General features: G+C 51.8%; 17 protein-coding genes. 8 read left to right on the top strand and 9 right to left on the bottom strand.

What is annotated here, in order from left to right:
• Window positions 1-92 precede the first annotated feature (92 nt).
• From NXT01_RS01720 to NXT01_RS01705, 4 genes are all read left to right on the top strand, one after another.
• On the top strand, window positions 93-662 hold the full coding sequence (locus tag NXT01_RS01720; protein WP_259076874.1) for a TetR/AcrR family transcriptional regulator: 570 nt from the start codon (window positions 93-95) through the stop codon (window positions 660-662).
• Window positions 663-680: 18 nt separating this feature from the next.
• A complete protein-coding gene (locus NXT01_RS01715; RefSeq protein ID WP_259076871.1) occupies window positions 681-1,418 on the top strand; it encodes a glutamine amidotransferase-related protein in 738 nt (245 codons plus the stop codon).
• A 68-nt stretch (window positions 1,419-1,486) separates the two neighbouring features.
• The gene (locus NXT01_RS01710) at window positions 1,487-1,756 is read left to right on the top strand and encodes an ACT domain-containing protein (RefSeq protein WP_259076869.1); all 270 of its coding nucleotides are present in this window, start codon (window positions 1,487-1,489) and stop codon (window positions 1,754-1,756) included.
• Between the two features lie 12 nt (window positions 1,757-1,768).
• On the top strand, window positions 1,769-3,133 hold the full coding sequence (locus NXT01_RS01705; RefSeq protein ID WP_259076858.1) for a PFL family protein: 1,365 nt from the start codon (window positions 1,769-1,771) through the stop codon (window positions 3,131-3,133).
• Between the two features lie 255 nt (window positions 3,134-3,388).
• On the opposite strand, the gene NXT01_RS01700 is transcribed toward NXT01_RS01705, so the two are convergent.
• The 8 genes from NXT01_RS01700 to NXT01_RS01665 all read right to left on the bottom strand — a co-directional run bounded on the left by NXT01_RS01700 (window position 3,389) and on the right by NXT01_RS01665 (window position 11,405).
• Entirely contained in the window at window positions 3,389-5,020 is a 1,632-nt protein-coding gene (locus NXT01_RS01700; RefSeq protein ID WP_259076856.1) for an ABC-F family ATP-binding cassette domain-containing protein, read from the bottom strand.
• 61 nt (window positions 5,021-5,081) lie between these two features.
• Window positions 5,082-5,492 carry a metal-sulfur cluster assembly factor gene (locus tag NXT01_RS01695; RefSeq protein WP_259076854.1) on the bottom strand — a complete coding sequence of 137 codons (411 nt, stop codon included), beginning with the start codon at window positions 5,490-5,492 and terminating at the stop codon, window positions 5,082-5,084.
• 16 nt (window positions 5,493-5,508) lie between these two features.
• On the bottom strand, window positions 5,509-5,955 hold the full coding sequence (gene sufU, locus NXT01_RS01690; protein WP_259076851.1) for a Fe-S cluster assembly sulfur transfer protein SufU: 447 nt from the start codon (window positions 5,953-5,955) through the stop codon (window positions 5,509-5,511).
• 18 nt (window positions 5,956-5,973) lie between these two features.
• The gene (locus tag NXT01_RS01685; protein ID WP_259076848.1) at window positions 5,974-7,233 is read right to left on the bottom strand and encodes a cysteine desulfurase; all 1,260 of its coding nucleotides are present in this window, start codon (window positions 7,231-7,233) and stop codon (window positions 5,974-5,976) included.
• A gap of 35 nt (window positions 7,234-7,268) precedes the next feature.
• The gene (gene sufC / locus NXT01_RS01680) at window positions 7,269-8,027 is read right to left on the bottom strand and encodes a Fe-S cluster assembly ATPase SufC (protein ID WP_259076846.1); all 759 of its coding nucleotides are present in this window, start codon (window positions 8,025-8,027) and stop codon (window positions 7,269-7,271) included.
• Window positions 8,028-8,054: 27 nt separating this feature from the next.
• On the bottom strand, window positions 8,055-9,248 hold the full coding sequence (sufD, locus tag NXT01_RS01675; protein WP_259076843.1) for a Fe-S cluster assembly protein SufD: 1,194 nt from the start codon (window positions 9,246-9,248) through the stop codon (window positions 8,055-8,057).
• A 5-nt stretch (window positions 9,249-9,253) separates the two neighbouring features.
• The gene (sufB, locus tag NXT01_RS01670; RefSeq protein ID WP_259076835.1) at window positions 9,254-10,699 is read right to left on the bottom strand and encodes a Fe-S cluster assembly protein SufB; all 1,446 of its coding nucleotides are present in this window, start codon (window positions 10,697-10,699) and stop codon (window positions 9,254-9,256) included.
• A 25-nt stretch (window positions 10,700-10,724) separates the two neighbouring features.
• On the bottom strand, window positions 10,725-11,405 hold the full coding sequence (locus NXT01_RS01665) for a metalloregulator ArsR/SmtB family transcription factor (protein WP_259076833.1): 681 nt from the start codon (window positions 11,403-11,405) through the stop codon (window positions 10,725-10,727).
• Window positions 11,406-11,757: 352 nt separating this feature from the next.
• Between NXT01_RS01665 and mptB the strand changes: the two genes are divergently transcribed.
• The 4 genes from mptB to NXT01_RS01645 all read left to right on the top strand — a co-directional run bounded on the left by mptB (window position 11,758) and on the right by NXT01_RS01645 (window position 16,270).
• On the top strand, window positions 11,758-13,491 hold the full coding sequence (mptB, locus tag NXT01_RS01660) for a polyprenol phosphomannose-dependent alpha 1,6 mannosyltransferase MptB (RefSeq protein ID WP_396124701.1): 1,734 nt from the start codon (window positions 11,758-11,760) through the stop codon (window positions 13,489-13,491).
• 12 nt (window positions 13,492-13,503) lie between these two features.
• A complete protein-coding gene (locus tag NXT01_RS01655; RefSeq protein ID WP_259077102.1) occupies window positions 13,504-14,424 on the top strand; it encodes an ABC transporter ATP-binding protein in 921 nt (306 codons plus the stop codon).
• 13 nt (window positions 14,425-14,437) lie between these two features.
• A complete protein-coding gene (locus NXT01_RS01650) occupies window positions 14,438-15,220 on the top strand; it encodes an ABC transporter permease (protein WP_259076831.1) in 783 nt (260 codons plus the stop codon).
• A gap of 99 nt (window positions 15,221-15,319) precedes the next feature.
• Entirely contained in the window at window positions 15,320-16,270 is a 951-nt protein-coding gene (locus NXT01_RS01645) for a heme A synthase (RefSeq protein WP_259077101.1), read from the top strand.
• 1,564 nt (window positions 16,271-17,834) lie between these two features.
• Here NXT01_RS01645 and NXT01_RS01640 read toward each other — a convergent pair.
• Window positions 17,835-18,764, bottom strand: coding sequence for a heme o synthase (locus tag NXT01_RS01640; RefSeq protein ID WP_259076828.1), 930 nt, complete (start codon window positions 18,762-18,764; stop codon window positions 17,835-17,837).
• Window positions 18,765-19,067: the final 303 nt, after the last annotated feature.

Here is a 19,067-nt window from a genome sequence, read left to right as displayed (position 1 = left end):
GGACGATCCCAATCCTGAGGGAAGCCAGATGGCTTCCCTCAGCCTCCCATAAATTTCGAGCTTTAACGCACTGAAAAATAAAGGACTTCGCGATGCCTATTGTGTCCGATAGCGAACTCATCTCGCGACGCCAAGATATCCTCGATGGCGCCAGGCGCTGCTTTGCCGAATACGGCTACGAGGGGGCCACCGTGCGTCGATTGGAGCGATCAATTGGCAAATCACGTGGAGCGATCTTCCATCATTTTAAGGATAAGGAAAACCTCTTCCTCGCTCTTGCTCGCGAAGATGCCGAACGGATGGCGGAGGTTGTAAGCAAAGACGGATTAGTCGAGGTGATGCGCAGTATTTTGGAGAATCCCAAAGACTATTCGTGGTTATCCACGCGGCTCGAAATTTCAACTATGCTACGCACTGACTCTAGTTTTCGGCAACGGTGGATTGAACACCAACGCACTCTAGACGATGCCCTGCGCGAGCGGCTGCGCCTCAACCTGGAAAAGGGCGGCTTGCGTACTGACGTGAGCTTGGAGGTTTTACATACATATTTGGAAACGGTATTCGATGGGCTCATAACGAGGCTATCGTCAGGAGCCGACACCACCGACCTGCAAGCTATCCTACAAATTGTAGAAGGTAGTGTACGAAGTAGTTCTTCATAACCTACAATAAGACTTCTTATGGCTGATTTTCTTTTTGTATCCTTGCGCCAAGGTAAAAGTGGACACCCAGTCGCCTTATCCGAGTTTGCTGACTTTCGGCGGGCGAGCAACCTGGGAGCCTCTGACATCGACCATATAATTTTAGAATCCGAGCGCGACACAATTGGGGACACCTCGCAGTACGCAGGCATAATAGTCGGGGGAAGTCCTCTCCACGTCTATCCTGAACCGTATTCTGTATACCAACAACACGTGCACCGTCAGCTCGATATGCTGATCTATGGCGATAAACCTGTCTTTTTAATATGCTTTGGCGCTGGCTACTTGGCGCACGCCACTGGTGGAACTGTCGCCCGTAAGCACCCCGAAGAAACCGGTATTACCGTTGTTGTCCCCGCCTCTCAAACCGACCCCATCATGCAAGGCCTGCCAGCGAGATTCCAGGCGCTTACCGGCCATACGGAAGCCATCGAGACTGTCGGCCCAGAGGTTGAGGTGCTAGCTTCTGGACCTAGTTGCCCGTACCAGCTGATCCGTTTCCGCGACCACGTTTGGGCCTCCCAGTTTCACGGAGAGATGGACTACGAAGGGGTCAGGGCTCGCATGAGCTTCTATATGCACAGTGGGTATTTTGATCCACAGGATTTTGACAAGATTCTCCAGTCTGTCGAAAACTTTGACCCACGCTGGGCGAGACACGTCCTGTGCAATTTTATCGCCCACTCGCTCAGCCTCACCGCTACAGGCCCCCGTTAATTGTGCTACCCAACGCCGGGTTCTTCTGGGGTCGATGAATATTCTCAAAACCCTGTAACATACTCCCTATGTTTGCCATTATGACCGTTACCGGTATAGATCATACGGGGATTATTGCCGCAGTATCGACAGCCCTAGCTGAACTCAATGTAAATATTCACAATGTGTCGCAGACACTCATGGAAGACTACTTCACCATGATTCTTCATGTTGCCTTCGATGAAGACTCCATTGATCTCAAAATGATTCAAGAACGCATGGAAGCGATTGAAAAGCGGGAAAAGCTGGTTATCAGAATCCAATCGCAGGCCATCTTCGATGCTATGAATCTCATTTAAAGAAAGATCGAGATGACTATTCAACATTCTTCCGATGCTGTACTAGAAACAATCGCCATGATCGAGCAGTACCGGCTCGATATCCGCACGGTAACCATGGGAATTTCACTGCTCGACTGCGTGCGCGGATCCATGCAAGAAACCTGCGATGCTGTTTATGAAAAAATAACAACCCAAGCAGCACACTTGGTAGAGACCTGCGTAGGTATCGAGCGCGAACTTGGTATCCCGATAGTTAACAAACGTATCTCTGTCACCCCCATTGCTCTGATTGCTCAAGCCCACAAAGAATCTCCCCTGCCACTGGCCCATGCACTCGATCGCTCAGCCAAGACGGTAGGTGTGGATTTTGTAGGTGGTTATTCAGCCCTTGTAGAAAAAGGCATGACCGCTGGGGATCGGCGCCTAATCGAGTCCATCCCACAAGCGCTCACAGAAACCGATCTGGTGTGTTCGAGTGTAAATATCGCCTCATCGCGTGCCGGGATCAATATGGATGCGGTGGCCTTGATGGGCAGAGTTATCAAAGAGGCAGCGGAGCTGACCAAAGAGCGCTCCGCTATCGCCTGCGCCAAGCTCGTAGTCTTTGCCAATGCTGTGGGGGATAACCCCTTTATGGCTGGCGCTTTCCATGGTGTCGAAGAACCAGATTGCGTGGTCTCCGTAGGTGTATCCGGCCCTGGCGTGGTTAATCGGGCTCTGGGAGATCTCAAGGGCGCTAGCCTTAACGACGTGGCTGAAGCCATTAAAAAGGCTGCATTCAAGATTACTCGTACGGGTCAGCTAGTAGGTACCATGGCAGCGCAGCGGCTTGGTATCCCGTTCGGAATCGTCGATCTGTCCTTAGCCCCTACCGCTGAGATCGGCGATTCTGTGGCTCTCATCATGGAAAATATGGGGCTGGATCAGGTGGGGACTCACGGCACAACAGCTGCGCTTGCTCTACTCAATGACGCTGTAAAAAAAGGCGGTATGATGGCGTGCTCACGCGTTGGAGGGCTGTCCGGCTCCTTTATCCCAGTATCTGAAGATAAGGGCATGATTGACGCAGTTCGGGCCGGGAATATCAGTATCGATAAATTAGAGGCGATGACCTCAATCTGTTCGGTAGGTCTCGATATGGTGGCGATCCCGGGCGAAACTTCAGCATCTCTCATTTCTGGGATGATTGCAGATGAATCAGCTATCGGCGTGATGAACCACAAAACCACCGCTGTGCGCGTTATACCGGTCCCTGGGACCAAGCCTGGCGACGAAGTTAATTTCGGCGGGCTGCTAGGCTATGCGCCCGTTATTCCAGTGTCTCAAGTAGATAACTCTCAGTTTATTTCACGTGGCGGTTTTATTCCCGCCCCGCTGCACGGACTAAGAAACTAAACGATCGTTCTCACCGTCTCGCAATGAACCTCCTTCTTATCATGGGAGGTTCATTTTTTTTAGGCCACGGCTGAGAAAAAGTATGGGTCCGATGATGTCGATGAGCGTAATAAAAAACCAGCGTCTTTTTGATCCGCGGATTCTGTCATGCGGAGTGTAATAGAGAAAGTGCCATGCTGTGAGGGCAGCACATAGATCTATTCCAAGGAGCGCCAAGAGTTTCTTCGACATCTCACCATAGTACGTGATGGTTGGTTAAGATAGCTCCACGATCTCCATATATTCGTCGCTCCACAGATCTTCATCGCCATCAGGGAGGACGATAACGCGCTCTGGATTGAGTGCTCGCACAGCGCCTGGATCGTGAGTCACCAACACCACAGCACCCTCGTAGGTGGCCAGGGCGTCGAGAACCTGTTCGCGGGAGATCGGATCTAAGTTATTCGTCGGTTCATCGAGTAGAAGTACATTAGCCCGAGAGGAAACGAGGCTAGCTAGCGCAAGACGGGTTTTTTCACCGCCCGAAAGGGTCCCGGCTGGCTGGTCTAGTTGCTCCCCGGAGAACATGAATGCTCCTAGTAGTCCACGCAAATCCTGCTCCCCTGCTTCGGGGCAAGCGGCGATGGTGTTTTCCCACACCGTTTGATCCGGATCGATGGTGTCGTGTTCTTGGGCAAAGTAGCCAATTTTCAGGCCGTGGCCAGTGACTACTCCCCCCTCACCATCGGTACGTTCTACCCCCGCAAGTAACTTCAACAGCGTGGTCTTGCCAGCGCCGTTGAAACCCAGAACGACCACCCGGCTCCCTTTGTCAACTGCGAGATCGACTCCAGAGAATACTTCGAGCGAGCCGTACATCTTGGTCAGACCACGACCATTGAGAGGAGTTTTTCCACAGGGAGCTGGAGCCGGAAATTTGATATGGGCCACGCGGTCGCCTGCTCTAATCTCATCGGTTTGTGCGACCATCTTCTCCGCCCTTGCCAACATCTGCTTTGCAGCGGCTGCTTTAGTGGCTTTGGCACCCAGGCGAGCTGCCTGGTCCTTGAGTGCGGACGCTTTTTTCTCAGCATTTGCGCGCTCGCGGCGGCGCCTAGCTTCATCAGTAGCACGAGCGTCGATATACTTCTTATAGCCCATATTATAAATATCAGCTTCTGCTCGAACGGCGTCGAGAAACCAGATCTTATTACATACGGCCTCGAGGAGTTCCACATCGTGGCTAATCATAATCAAACCACCCTCGTGCTTTGAGAGAAAGCCACGCAACCATAGGATCGAATCAGCATCAAGGTGGTTTGTCGGCTCATCGAGAAGAAGGGTGGTCTCGGATTTACCGCTTCCAGCCGAAGCTGCGAACAGTATCTGGGCAAGCTCTACACGTCTGCGTTGCCCTCCGGATAGGGTTTTAAGGGATTGATCGAGAATCCGCGCCTCTAGGCCCAGATTATCGCAGATGCGTGCGCACTCTGCGTTGGCTTCGTAGCCTCCGAGGGCATGGTAACGTTCCTCTAATTTTGTATACTGCCTAATTGCTTTGTCGCGTTTAGCATCACTGCCAGCGGTTTCCATAATCGACTGTTGCTTGGCCATATTGCGATTAATAGCATCGAGGCCACGAGCGCTGAGCACCCGCTCACGTGCGGTCTGCTCAATATTTCCCTCACGTGAGTCTTGAGGTAGATAACCAATAGTGCCTGACCTGACTACGGATCCTCCATAGGGTTCGGTTTCTCCCGCTAGGATTCGCATAGTGGTGGTTTTACCCGCCCCGTTACGGCCTACTAGGCCAATTCTATCGCCTGGCTGGACTCGTAAATGCTGCCGCGTGGCGTCAAGCAGGGTGCGCGCACCCACTCGGACTTCAAAGTCATTGGTCACAATCACAAAGCGCCATCCTAGCACCCGAGAGCAAAGGGAGAAATTCCTCCCTTGGGGAAAGCCTGGACTACACCGAGAATCCTAGCGCACGCAGTTGCTCCCGGCCTTCCTCAGTGATCATATGCGGACCCCATGGAGGATTCCACACCCAATTGAGCTGCAGTTTTTCAATTCCGCCGTTACCGACTACCGCACTCTGCGCTTGGTCTTCGAGAACATCGGTCAGCGGGCAGGCTGGTGACGTGAGCGTCATATTGATATGGGCTTCATTCTCATTTTCGATCCAGATATCATAAACCAAACCTAAATCCACCACGTTGATGCCTAACTCGGGATCGATAACGTCGCGCATATACTCTTCGATGTCGAATGCTTTGGCTTCATCCGCCTCGCTTTGTTCGGGGATGATATGAGTGCGGTCAATGATTCCGGTATGTGGGTCGGCGTGCGGTGGTTCTACATCGTGGTTATCGGTCATTATTAGTCACTTTCCGTTAATTATTACGATCGAGAGATTCGCTCAAGGCCGCTTCGAAGGCTTTCCATCCCAGAAGTGCGCATTTTACCCGAGCGGGGTATTGGGAGACTCCTGCGAAGGCCACACCGTCACCGATCATGACGTCGTCGCCCTCATAGGTGCCTCGCGAGGTAATCATTTTCTCAAATTCGGCTATTTTCGCGCGCGCTTGCTCGACTGTTAATCCCATCAATTCCTCCGCCATTACTGAGGTGGAAGCTTGGGAAATTGAACATCCTTCCGCTTGGTACGAAATATCTTTTACTTCGCCGTTGGATCCAAGAGCAAGCCGAAGAGTCAGTTCGTCCCCGCACGAGGGATTTACATGGTGAACCTCGGCATCATGGCCTTCGCGCAACCCAGAGAACTTTGGGTTCTTGTAATGATCAAGGATAACTTCTTGATACATGGATTCCATATTCATTGTGGCTTCCTTTTTTTCTTAGCGCGTCCCGAAAAAGTTCTGAGCTGTAGCGATAGCCCCAACTAACGCGTCTATATCTGCCTTGTCATTATAAAGGTAGAAGGAGGCGCGTGCCGTGGACTGCATCTGCAGCTTTCGATGTGCTGGCCATGCGCAGTGGTGTCCAACTCTGATGCACACACCCTGATCATCGAGAATTTGCCCTAAGTCATGGGGATGAATTCCCTCGACATCGAAACTAATGACCGAGCCACGGTTGTCAGCCTTAGTGGGGCCGGCGATTTCTAACCCTGGGATGGAGGATAATTGCTCCAAACCATAGCGGGTGAGCTCTTGCTCATGGTGATGAATTGCTTCCATCCCAATAGCGTTGAGAAAGTCACACGCCGCACCTAGTCCCACTACCTGTGAGGCCATTTGCGTACCTGCTTCAAAGCGCTGCGGGGCCGGCGCATAGGTGGAATGATCCATGTGCACGACCTCGATCATGGAACCCCCAGTTAGAAATGGCGGCAACTGGTTGAGCAGCTCACTTTTACCATATAGTGCTCCGACTCCCGTAGGACCAAGCATCTTATGGCCGGAAAAGGCCGCAAAATCAACGTCGAGCTCCACCACGTCAACTGGCATATGCGGAACTGATTGACACGCATCGAGAACGATGAGTGCACCTACCGCTCTAGCCTTGCTGACCAGGGCGGGAATATCAGAAATAGCGCCTGTCACATTTGACTGATGGGTACAGGCAACGACCTTTACTGAGTCATCGAATCGCAAGGAGTCGAGATCGATACGACCCGTTTCATCCATGTCGAGCCAGGCGAGCGTGGCCCCCGTACGGCGACAGAGTTCTTGCCATGGCACGAGGTTGGCATGATGCTCCAGCTCGGTGACTACTACGGTGTCGCCGGCACCAACGGCCCACTCCCCTGCGCGGGGATCCCCAAGGGTATAGGCAAGGAGGTTGAGTGCTTCGGTCGCGTTTTTGGTAAATACCAATTCGTTTGGCTGCGCCCCTATAAATTGCGCGATACGCCCGCGTGCACCCTCATAGGCGTCGGTAGCTTCTTCAGCAAGCTGATAGGCTCCGCGGTGTACTGGGGCGTTCGTGTAGAGGACAAACTCCTCCTCCGCGCGCCACACCGGCAACGGGCGCTGCGAGGTTGCCCCAGAATCGAGGTAAACCAGGCGGTGTCCGCCTCGAACAGATCGGGAAAATACGGGGAATTCCTGGCGGATACGCTCGATATCAAGGGTGCCCGACGGTGTATGAAACATAAGTTCCTCGCTACTTTTTCAATATTGGGGAAAGGTTAGTTGAGGAACTGATCGTATCCATTAGCTTCCAGCTCATCTGCTAGTTCAGCACCACCAGACTTTACAATTTTGCCGTCGGCAAAAACGTGCACGAACTGCGGGTTAACGTAGGTGAGGATGCGCTTATAGTGCGTGATCATGAGGATACCGCCATCGTTGTCCTGCTGGTAGCGGTTAATACCATCGGAAACAACTCGCAATGCGTCAACATCGAGGCCTGAGTCTGTCTCGTCCATAATGGCGAATTTGGGCTTGAGCAAACCTAACTGAAGAACCTCATGGCGCTTTTTTTCACCTCCAGAGAATCCGTCATTGACACTGCGTTCGCTAAAGCTTTTATCGATGAGCAAATTCTCTTGCTCAGTTTTTACCTCTTTGATCCATGTCCGTAGCTTTGGCGCTTCACCGCGAACAGCTGTAGCGGCGGTTCGCAGGAAATTTGCCATGGAAACCCCGGGAATTTCGGTTGGGTACTGCATCGCCACAAACATTCCGGCGCGAGCACGCTCATCGACGTCCATATCCAAGATATTGACGCCATCGAGGAGAACCTCCCCCTGGGTGACGTGGTAGCGCGGATGCCCCGCTATGGTATAGGAAAGTGTGGATTTACCGGAGCCGTTGGGGCCCATAATAGCGTGCGTTTCACCAGATTTGATGGTGAGATTTACTCCTTTGAGGATCTCTTTCGGCCCAGCGTTTTCATCTGTGGGGATGACTTGGGCATGGAGATCTCGGATTTCAAGGGTGCTCATTAATATTCCTTATGAGTTAAGAGGGGTTTAAGATGTGGCTTTTTTAAGCGTGCGCAGGGTTTCTAGCTCTTGCAGAATTCTGTTTTCGAGGTCCTCACGAATGGGATCAAACGGAATTTTTCCGATCACTTCAGAGAAGAAGCCTCGCACGATGAGCCGTCGAGCTTCATCCGCCGGTATTCCCCGGGATCGTAGGTAAAACTCCTGCTCATCATCAAATCGTCCGACTGTAGCTGCGTGACCTGCGCCTTGAATTTCACCAGTTTCGATTTCCAGGTTTGGCACAGAGTCGGCTCGTCCACCTTCCGTAAGAACAAGATTCCGGTTCGCTTCGTACGTGCTGGTTCCTTGTGCGTTCGGGCGGATGAGGACGTCGCCTACCCATGCGGTGTGGGCCTCAGCCCTCTTCTCTGCTGAATGGGATTGCAAGGCCCCTTTGTACAACACATTTGACGTGCAGTTCGGCTGCGCGTGATCGACGAGAAGTCGCTGCTCAAAAAATTGTCCAGAGTCCGCAAAGTAGACGCCCAATAACTCGGCGTCCCCGCCAGGAGCGGTGAATCGGACGCGAGGTACAATGCGCACGAGATCTCCACCGAACAGGGCAGCATAATGGCGTAGGGTGGCATCGCGACCAACTACAGCCATCTGCGAACCGCAGTGGACAGCATCGTCATCCCATGAGTCGTCGACGATAACATTCAATTTCGCATTGTCGCCTACAATGAATTCGATATTGTCAGCGTGTACTCCGGACCCTTTATAGCGAAGATTAATGGTGGCTTCTGCCGCTTCGCCTACCTCGATGACCACATGACTAAACGTGGTCACGTCATGGCCAGCACCGGTAATAGTGATGGAGATGGGTTCTGGATTTATCGCCGCGTCTGCAATCTGAACCACGGTGGCATGAGAGGTCGAGGTAAAAGCTTGGGCGCTTATTCGATCGATAGGTTTACCCGCGCGTCCAATCAAGGGCGAATCCATGGTGACCTTCTCGACCTCCACGTGTGTTGCCGTTTCAGGAACCGCAATGTCGATGAGGGTGTCCGTTACGGGTGCGAAGCTCCCGTCGTGAAGCCCTTTGAGGCGACGCAGCGGAACGAACCGCCACACCTCGTCCTTTCCCCGTGGGATTTCGAATTCGTTAACATCCGTGGAAGAGAATATGTCGCCCTTGTTACCATGGACGGTTGAATTTTTTTCTGTAGTACTAGCCATGTGGGTTAGCCCACCGATCCTTCCATTTGCAATTCGATGAGACGGTTGAGTTCGAGGGCGTATTCCATGGGCAATTCCTTGGCAATAGGCTCGACGAATCCGCGCACAATCATAGCCATAGCCTCGTCCTCAGCAATACCTCGAGACATAAGGTAGAAGAGCTGTTCCTGGGATACCTGAGAGACAGTCGCTTCATGACCTAGCGAGACATGGTCATTGCGAATATCGTTATAAGGATAGGTATCCGAACGTGAGATATTGTCGACGAGCAGGGCGTCGCATTCAACATTCGATGTTGAATGGTTGGCATTAGCATTAATGCGTACAAGCCCACGATACGCTGCTCGGCCGCCTCCTCGAGCTACCGATTTCGAGACGATATTCGACGATGTATGAGGTGCCATGTGGACCATTTTCGCGCCAGTGTCTTGGAATTGGCCTTCACCGGCAAAAGCTACGGAAAGGACTTCTCCTTTAGCGTAGGGACCGGTCATCCACACCGCTGGGTATTTCATGGTGACCTTGGAGCCGATATTGCCATCGACCCACTCCATCGACGCACCTTCCTCACACTTGGTGCGTTTGGTCACAAGATTGTAGACGTTATTAGACCAGTTTTGGATGGTGGTATAGCGGCACCGCCCGCCCTTCTTCACAATAATTTCCACCACAGCTGAGTGTAGGGAGTCAGATTTGTAGATCGGAGCGGTACAACCTTCGACATAGTGCACGTAAGCATCCTCGTCAACGATAATTAGAGTGCGCTCGAATTGGCCCATATTCTCAGTGTTGATGCGGAAATAGGCCTGCAGAGGAATATCAACGTGCACTCCTTTAGGCACATAGATAAAAGAACCACCTGACCATACGGCAGTATTCAATGCTGAGAACTTATTGTCGCCAGCTGGAATGACCGTTCCAAAGTACTCGCGGAATAACTCCTCGTGCTCCTTAAGTGCGGTGTCAGTATCGACGAATATGACCCCGAGTTTTTCTAAATCTTCTCGAATCTGGTGATACACCACTTCAGATTCATACTGTGCAGCTACTCCTGCTACGAGGCGTTGTTTTTCAGCCTCGGGGATACCTAGACGGTCGTAGGTATTGCGGATATCTTCGGGAAGCTCTTCCCAGCTCGTGGCCTGGCTCTCAGTGGAGCGCACGAAGTATTTGATGTTGTCAAAATCGATTCCACTTAGGTCCGCACCCCAGGTGGGCATAGGCTTCTTGCCAAAAAGATCGAGAGCTTTGAGTCGCTGTTCCAGCATCCACGCTGGTTCCTGTTTCTTGTCAGAGATATCGCGGACCACATCCTCATTCAGGCCGCGTCGCGCCTGTTGTCCTGCATCATCACGATCATGCCAGCCGTAGTTATAAGGACCAATGGACTCGATGATCTCATCGTCTGTAGGGGGTTGGAGAGTGTGGGGGTTTACGGGTGCTTGGGTCATTGAATACGTTCCTCTCAAGCAATTACTAGGAGACCGATGTAGATCTATTAACGGGGCGGATGGGTATATTAGTCGTGCAGATACCGTGGCCATCAGCGATTGAGGCGAGTAGTTGAACATGGCGGCCGAGCACTTTCGCTATCACCTCATGCTCGGCCTCGCATAACTCAGGGAAATCGGCGGCCACTTCCGAGATCGGGCAGTGATGCTGACAAATCTGAACGCCTTGTCCGGCATTGTTCATAGAAGCCGCGTAGCCGTGTTGTGTAAAGACGTCCACGAGCTCGCTTACAGCTTCCTCAATCGTGTCGCCTTCACAATTAAAATCTCCGATAAGTTCTAGCGCACGTTTGCGAGCGAAGGCCCTAACAGCCTCCTCCCCGCCGTGTTGCCTTAATGTTTCCAAAGCTGCCACTGCTAGCGAGTCATAATTGTGGCCAAACTGTGCTCGACCTCTGTCGGTTAGGCTAAATGCCCTGGCGGGTCGCCCCCGAGTGGATCGTTGATGCGCGGAAACCGATGTTATTTCCGCGAGGCCTTCCCCGACCAATATATCGAGATGGCGGCGAATTCCTGCAGTAGAAAGGTTCAAATGTTCGGCTAATTCGGAGGCTGTAATGCGATTATGCTTGAGAATTTCGCTCATGATGGCATGACGCGTTTCACCATCAGTTGAGCGCGATTCTCCGCGATTGATGTGGCCCATCGCTTCACCTCCTTGTACTGCCCTAATATCGCCCTAATATCGTTATGGAGCTAACCGTCTAGATTTCTTTAGACAACACTAGTGTTACCTAAATGGCGGCACTGTTACAACCCCGAAAAGTGCCTATCGCTCTCACCTCTAGTATTTAGGGCACCCTATCAACGGTTTTGCTACTCAAACAGGGTGAGGGTGGTCGTTTTTTCTCAGACTCCTCTCAGTGCGTTCCACGGTTGCGAAACACTTGCGATGCGAGGTTTCAGCTTGAGCCTAAGTCCGTTACTGCAAAAGATTGAGTTAAGCTGAGTGAGTGAGCAAGAATGCACCCTTGTGGTGGAACCGAGCCCTCCGCACCGTGCTGCGTATTCAATCAATTCCACCCTCTCTACAGACGGAAAGCGGTGAACGCTATCACGATACCTCCCTGCTGGTAAAGGCCACCAGCGGCGTCGATCTCATCAAGACTCTCCGCGATGGCAGCGTAACCCTGATTGGCGATTCTACCGAGGCGGAAATGGAACCCACAGTCAGGGATCGTATCCACACCCCACTCACGGCCATTGATCTCGAACGTTTCGCCTTCACCAGATGGATGGGCACACTAGGATCCCTACTCCTTAGCCTAGGGGCCCTGGGAGCAGGAGCCCTGCCCGTAGTGAACTCACCTTATACTGTCTTTCCTGGTGGCACTCTCATGGCTAGAATGCTCCAAGCATCAACAGTGCTGTGCTTTGTTGGCATAGCTCTCTTAGTCCTAGCGTGGCTATTTATGGCGCCGTTTGCCGGGGTAGCCTTGAAAGAGGCTCATACGCGTATGGGTCTTATTAGCATGTCGATGACCAGGCGTACTTTCGTGGCTTGGAGCTTACCGCTGATCGCAAGCGCACCTATGTTTACTCAAGATATTTACTCATACTTAGCCAACGGTGCGATTGTAGTGATGGGTCTCGATCCATATAGCGCGGGCCCTGTAGATCTCCTCGGGACTGACAACGATCTGGCCCGTTCGGTACCGTTCATCTGGGCCCATTCCCCCTCCCCTTACGGGCCCGTAGCATTAGGAATCGCTGCCTTGATCTCATTCCTCACCAATGACTCCATCGTGCTTGGGGTTCTTGCTCACCGCATCATCTCTCTCCTTGGGGTTGCTCTAGCCGGATGGGCTCTTACTCACCTAGCAAAACGCTGCGGTGTTCTCCCGCAGGCCGCATTATGGCTAGGGATACTCAACCCGCTCACTATCCTCCACCTCATTGGTGGCATCCATAACGAGTCGATCCTGCTCGGTTTACTCATGGCAGGCATTGAAGTCGGCTTACGCGGAGTGGATTACATGGAACGCTCGGGCTCGAGGCGAGCAGTCATTTTGCTAGCAACCAGTGGCCTTCTCATTAGTCTCGCAGGAATGGTTAAAGTTACCGGCTTTATCGGACTCGGTTTCATCGGAATGGCTATTGCTAGAGTCATTCACCTGCGCGGCCGCAGCACACCCTCAGCTTGGCTGATCGCTGTTGCGCTGCAGACCTTTTGCATGATCGCTGCAATCCTCACCGTCACGTGGGTCAGTGGGATCGGCTCAGGGTGGATCACTGGCCAAGGCGGGGCCATAGCCGTACGCAGCTGGATGTCTATATCAACTGCCCTCGGAGTAATCTTCGGATTCGTGGGGAAATTTCTCTACTTAGGTGATCACACCGAAGCTATCCTCATCATCACCCGACTGTCGGGGTTGGCGGTTGCAGGTTTTGCTATGGTGCGGTTACTCCTGCGCACCTATCAGGGCGCCATTCACCCTGTGGGTGCGCTTGGGATATCAACTCTAGTAATGGTGGCGTTCTTTCCCGTCGTACACCCGTGGTATATGCTGTGGGCGATTCTACCCTTGGCCGCGTGGGCTAATAGGGAGGTTTTTAGAGCCGCAGTCATTGCGTATACGCTCTTACTGAGCTTTTTCGTTCTTCCGCGGGGGTTATCACTGCCTCCAGAAACGGTACTTTCGATTTATACCGCCTCAGTCGTTGGATTGGTAGTAATTATCAGCCTCATGTACGTTTCCTACCGGAGAAATTTCAAACGTCGCATAGACTAGGGTGTTGTGAAGATGACTCCCACCAAAACCCCTGCTCTCAGGGTCTCAAGATTGAGCAAGGTTTTCGGAGATATACAGGCGCTTAAAGATGTTAGTTTCAGCGTTCCCGAGGGAAAAGTTCTGGCTCTCCTAGGCCCCAATGGTGCTGGTAAGACGACGCTGATTGATATCTGCGAAGGTTTTCAGAAGCCGACGCACGGCGCTGTCAGCGTTTGCGGTATCGATCCGGTTACCAGGCCTCAGGATGTGCGCGCAATTATTGGCATTATGTTGCAGGAATCTGGATCTTATTCGGGCATTAGGGTCGAAGAAATGCTGAAGTTGTCGGCGTCCTATAATGCTAATCCCCTTGATCCCGATTGGCTGATTGAATTGCTGGGCTTGGGTAATGTCAGGTCAACGACCTATCGGCGACTTTCCGGAGGGCAAAAGCAGAGACTAGCTTTAGCTCTCGCCCTGATTTCGCGCCCGAAGGTGGTCTTTCTCGATGAACCCACAGCCGGATTGGACGCACAATCTCGTGTTCTAGTCTGGAGATTAATAAGGCAACTACGCGCCGACGGGGTTACGGTCATCTTAACCACGCATTTAATGGACGAAGCCCAGGCTTTAGCTGACGAGGTGGTCATTATCGATCAGGGAAGCGTGGTCGCAGCCGGTAGTCCTAGCGAACTGCGTAAAGAAGCCTCTCCGGGCTTAAAATTCGAAACGGATCGAGACCTTGACATAACCGCTGCGCCGTGGGCGGCCTTGGGCGTTGAAGCGATTCGCCCCTTGGTGTACTCGATACCAACTGAACCCACCCCAGCCTTGATTTCTCAGCTTGCCCGATTGGCTGCCGAACAAAACGTCCTAATTATTTCATTGTCGACCGAGGCCCGAAGTCTCGAGGATATTTTCCTTGAGATCACTGGACGCGCTTTAAGAAGTTAGAAAGAGCTATTCTATGACTATTTCTCAACCGCAGCCTGATCATATCCCCCCAGGTATCTTTAGCCCACAACCACAGCGGGCCTCTGTGATGCATATGCTGAAGTCCCAGGGAAAAATTGAAGCCTTGTTATTTTTGCGTCATGGAGAGCAATTTCTGCTGAGCTTTGTCATCCCGATTGGCATCATCATTGCAGCATATTTTCTCCCTCAGCTCGATACGTATAGCCCCCATTCCCCGATTTTCCCTACGGTTCTTGCTATCGCAGCGATGAGCTCGGGCTTTTCAGGTCAAGCAATTTCTCTAGCTTTCGATCGTCGCTATGGGGCGTTGAAAAGGGCGGGCGCCTCGGGTGTACCTGCCTCCACAATTATTCTGGGAAAAGTAGTAGGACTGCTTGTAGTCTCCAGTTTGCAGGTAGCGTGCCTTACCCTGGTTGCACTTATAACCGGGTGGAGGACGACCTTCGGCTTCGGGGTCATTGGTGTGGTCATCTTTTTTGTCGGGGTTGCCTGTTTTACTGCCTTGGGAATGTTCCTTGGTGGAACTCTCTCCTCTGAAATGGTGCTGGGTTTAGCAAACCTTATATGGGTGCTTTTGGTGGGGGCGGCTAGCTACCTGACCTTCAACGTCGAGTCCATCCACCCGCTGTACCACATTATTCCTTCCGTAGCTCTGGCTGATGGAATTGGTTCAGCATTTGCCGGTCAGTTTCCAGGTTTCGCTGTGCTCAGCTTGATAGTATGGACAATCCTGGGCATCGCTGCATCGATCCGTTTCTTCTCTTTCACAGATTAGTCGAGTACTATTCATAAGATATTTCTCACAGATTCATCGGTTAGGTGTTAATAACTTTCAGCGCCTTGCGTTGCGGGGTAAAATAATCGCGTGTCTAGCATGCAAGAATCTATCCAGCGCCGAGCAAAATTCCTTATCCCATACCAGCGGCGATTAGTACTATTTGTGCTGCTTGCCCAGGCAGGTATTACTGTGACTGGCTCCATTGTCCGGGTGACAGGATCAGGCCTCGGGTGTAATACATGGCCTTTATGCCACGAGGGCTCCCTCGTGCCAGTTCCGGGGGCTGCACCGTGGATTCACCAAGCAATCGAGTTTGGCAATAGGCTCCTCACTTTTGTTCTCATCGGCATAGTCATCGCTGCCTTTATTTCTATTGTGGCTGCTCATCGACGCAAAGAACTCGTGATACACGGAATTGTCCAGGGAATCGGTGTCATCATTCAAGCTGTTCTCGGCGGAATCTCGGTTCTGCTAGATCTTCAGTGGTGGTCCGTCGCCATTCACTTCCTGCCGTCCATGCTCCTCGTCTGGTTAGCTGCCATCTTCTATATTCGAGTGGGAGAACCCGATGCTGGTATCCCCCACCGCACCTACGATCAATCACTGCGCTACCTCGTATCCTTCGCAGCTGGGTTGCTAGTTCTCGTGCTCGCTACTGGAACCATGGTGACAGGAGCCGGGCCTCACGCTGGTGACTCCGAAGCAGGAATGCAGGGGCGTCTTGAGGTCGACATTGCATGGATGGCCCATATTCACGCGTGGACAATGTATCTATTGCTCGCAGTGGTCACACTTATCGCCGCATCGTTAGCTTTTCAACGCGTTCCAACCAAAACCAAGACAACGACCCTGTGGCTTATCGCTACAATAGTGCTCCAGGCACTCATTGGAGTCATACAATACCGCTTAGGGGTGCCTCGCTGGACGGTGCCTGTCCATATCGGCTTCAGCTCTGTCGTCGTGGCGCTCCTCGGCTTCCTCTATGCCCAAGGCTGGAGCCGTCACCCAGAAGACACCTCGCCTGAACAGGAATATCATCAACTCTGATTTTTAACCCCCTAGCAGATCCTAGGGGGTTCGTTGTATCACGATTGGGACGATTCCTCGCGATCACTGGTGAAATTCACTGATCAAATGCATATGACTAACCCAGGAAAAGATCTCATCGATGCATATCGTGCAGATATTAATAGATCGTGACCTCAGATCAGCCCTGAGCAGTAATTGCGCTCCGCTTGGGGTTGATCAGGATGTGTTCGAGCTAAGAGAGATAGCCAGCTTCGCTAGGAATTAAGGCAGTGACTACAGTCGACGGTCTATTAGTTGACCACGAGTTTATATTCAGTTACGAATAATTCCCCCATAAAAGACCTGCAGGGTCAAGCTAACTCAATAGACGATAGGCAGTGCAATATCAGCCGAAACCTAAAACCACAGGGACGAGAAGAAAATGTTAATCGCGCACACGTCATATCGTTGTGTTCGGCTTTTATGACCATGCCGCCAGGTCGTATAAAACTTGGGGCATAGCGTGTTCATTAAATTCAGCGGCATCGGCTTCCTGGTGTGCGGTGATAACTAAGGCGGCACAGCCTATATGACCCCACAGTCACGGATCGAGATTTCATGCAGCAGACAAATTTCTCAATACTAACGCGTGTGCTGTGGCCAGCAATCCGCTACGAACAACCACGATACTTCCCAGTTCAACGGGCTAATTGCTAGCTCAAACCGTCTCTATCCACTGATATATCTAGGTTTTTTCCCTGCCTCGCCTTAGGCAACTGTCTAAGCTTTCTGAGCAGTCAGACATTCTTTGTTCTGAGCAACTCGCCACACTTTGGCTTGTGGTTCGGTTGTCCCTCTTTTGCTCCCTAACGAGAACGGCAGGGAGATGCTGTGGTGTCAGAAAGTGTGGAGTATACAGGCGAGGTTTTCTCGATCACCAAGCTTCGAGGCATAAGGTTCGCAGAATCAAGCGGATGGACACGAGCTTTCTCGAGGCAAAAGTTTCAGCTAAGTAGCTGGAAATTGTTCTAATTCACATCATCTAATTTGCCGAGATACGTCGTGTATCTGCCAAATTCTGGGATAGTTCCGACCTAGCGGGCCCTGCGTTAACTCATCGTACTGTTTGACGTAGGTCATGAGGAGCTGCGTGCTCTATCCCCGAGGCACCTTGATTCATTGATATATGCACACGCGTATTAGGAGAACCCCGGTTATGCATAGAATCATCGGCTAAAGGATTAGGTGTGCATTCTCGCGTGTATAGCCGTCGCTTCGGCGTTGAGAAAAAGATCATTGTTTCACGTCCCCTTTAGTCAGCTGTCACTGCTCCAGCCTGGCAGCAGATAGACAATAACCCTTGAGATGCCCCCATGAGGATGACGGAAACCGCACTGGCGATTTCTCCAATCGTTCTCTTGTGGTGTACAAAATATCTCGATGTGCATTTAACTGGCGAGAGTGCAGCCACAACCATGAGGCTGATGAGCTAAGAAAGGCTATGTGACTATCGTATAGTTTCAAGCGATACGCTCGGCTTTTGCTACGTTTCCTTGAGCTCGAAAGTCTGAGGAAGTGTGCGCCCGGGGACCGAGGCTCATTCTTAGGCCACAAAAAAGGGATCAAGCATCGCACCGAAAGTTTCCAAGCCTAAAATAGCGTCGACCGATAGCGCCACAAAGAGCACAGCTAAATAGTTATTCGACAAAATGAAGAGCTTGAGTGGTTTGACCGGCACGCCACGCTTGACTCCTTGATGGAGCCGAATCGCCATAAATAGAAAGCCTGCTCCTGAGATGATTGATCCCACTGCATAAATCCATCCAGCCGCGGGAATAAGAAGGAAGGTGGTTATAACCGTGGCAACGGTATAGCCAACAATCTGCCGAGTCACCTCAACTTCCTCCCGGACTACCGGCAGCATGGGCACTCCAGCGGCCTTGTAATCTTCCTTATACTTCATGGCCAAGGCCCACGTATGCGGGGGCGTCCAAAAGAAAATGATCAGGAAGAGTACGATGGCCTGCCACCAGTGAGCCAGGTCTGTTCCAGGCATATTGTCTTTAATTACGGCCCACCCCACTATCACAGGCATGCAGCCCGCCGCGCCACCCCAAACGATATTCATATGGGTGCGCCTTTTTAAAAACTTTGTGTAAACAAAGATATAAAAAGCAATGGTGAGCATCACACATACGGCCGCTAAAAGCGAATTGCAGAGGAGCCAGAGAAAAAGAAAGCTCAAAACAGTAAGCGCCCACGCGAAGATGGTGGCATTTCGGTTGGAAACCGTGTGCCTGACAAGGGGGCGCGAACGAGTCCTCCCCATTTTCTGATCGATATCGGAATCCGCCACCATATTGAAGGTATTAGCAGCTGCTGCCCCCATCCAGCCTCCTATGACGGTCAACAGGATGAGCGCGATATTATTCTCCCCACGCTCAGCCTGCAGCATGGCGGGAATGGTTGCTACCAAGAGGAGTTCAATGACCCGGGGCTTCGTCAACGCAATATAGGCCTTGATCGTCTCCAAGGATTATCTCCTCCATAATTTCTGTGAAAGTACGTTTCTCAGCATACTGGAAAAACTCAACGAAAAGATTTGAGCCACAGTCATCGAGCGGGGGAAACGTTATCGTACCTAGTCCAAGGTACTCCTCATTGAAGAGTTTGGCTTATCAAAACTCCCTCGCTTCGTTCATTTTGTTCGCCGTATACCAGCTCCAGCCAGCTCGCTGCCATCCTTGAAGCCAAATGGCGCTAAACTGTGGGATGTGGTTCGCGCATAAACTCGCTTGCGCGAGCCTCGACCACGAAAAAATATTAAAGGACGGAC

The organism is Corynebacterium sp. ES2775-CONJ, from assembly GCF_024814515.1.
Lineage (GTDB): Bacteria > Actinomycetota > Actinomycetes > Mycobacteriales > Mycobacteriaceae > Corynebacterium.
The sequence above is the reverse complement of the archived record's forward strand: the minus strand, read 5'-3'. Positions and strand labels throughout refer to the sequence as shown.

Coding starts and splice junctions, on each gene's coding strand:
- NXT01_RS01655 (WP_259077102.1), top strand. CDS start 13,504: ATGACTCCCACCAAAACCCCTGCTCTCAGGGTCTCAAGATTGAGCAAG.
- NXT01_RS01665 (WP_259076833.1), bottom strand. CDS start 11,405: ATGGGCCACATCAATCGCGGAGAATCGCGCTCAACTGATGGTGAAACG.
- NXT01_RS01695 (WP_259076854.1), bottom strand. CDS start 5,492: ATGACCGATAACCACGATGTAGAACCACCGCACGCCGACCCACATACC.
- NXT01_RS01715 (WP_259076871.1), top strand. CDS start 681: ATGGCTGATTTTCTTTTTGTATCCTTGCGCCAAGGTAAAAGTGGACAC.
- sufB (WP_259076835.1), bottom strand. CDS start 10,699: ATGACCCAAGCACCCGTAAACCCCCACACTCTCCAACCCCCTACAGAC.
- NXT01_RS01710 (WP_259076869.1), top strand. CDS start 1,487: ATGTTTGCCATTATGACCGTTACCGGTATAGATCATACGGGGATTATT.
- NXT01_RS01685 (WP_259076848.1), bottom strand. CDS start 7,233: ATGTTTCATACACCGTCGGGCACCCTTGATATCGAGCGTATCCGCCAG.
- sufU (WP_259076851.1), bottom strand. CDS start 5,955: ATGAATATGGAATCCATGTATCAAGAAGTTATCCTTGATCATTACAAG.
- NXT01_RS01650 (WP_259076831.1), top strand. CDS start 14,438: ATGACTATTTCTCAACCGCAGCCTGATCATATCCCCCCAGGTATCTTT.
- NXT01_RS01705 (WP_259076858.1), top strand. CDS start 1,769: ATGACTATTCAACATTCTTCCGATGCTGTACTAGAAACAATCGCCATG.
- NXT01_RS01720 (WP_259076874.1), top strand. CDS start 93: ATGCCTATTGTGTCCGATAGCGAACTCATCTCGCGACGCCAAGATATC.
- sufD (WP_259076843.1), bottom strand. CDS start 9,248: ATGGCTAGTACTACAGAAAAAAATTCAACCGTCCATGGTAACAAGGGC.
- sufC (WP_259076846.1), bottom strand. CDS start 8,027: ATGAGCACCCTTGAAATCCGAGATCTCCATGCCCAAGTCATCCCCACA.
- NXT01_RS01645 (WP_259077101.1), top strand. CDS start 15,320: ATGCAAGAATCTATCCAGCGCCGAGCAAAATTCCTTATCCCATACCAG.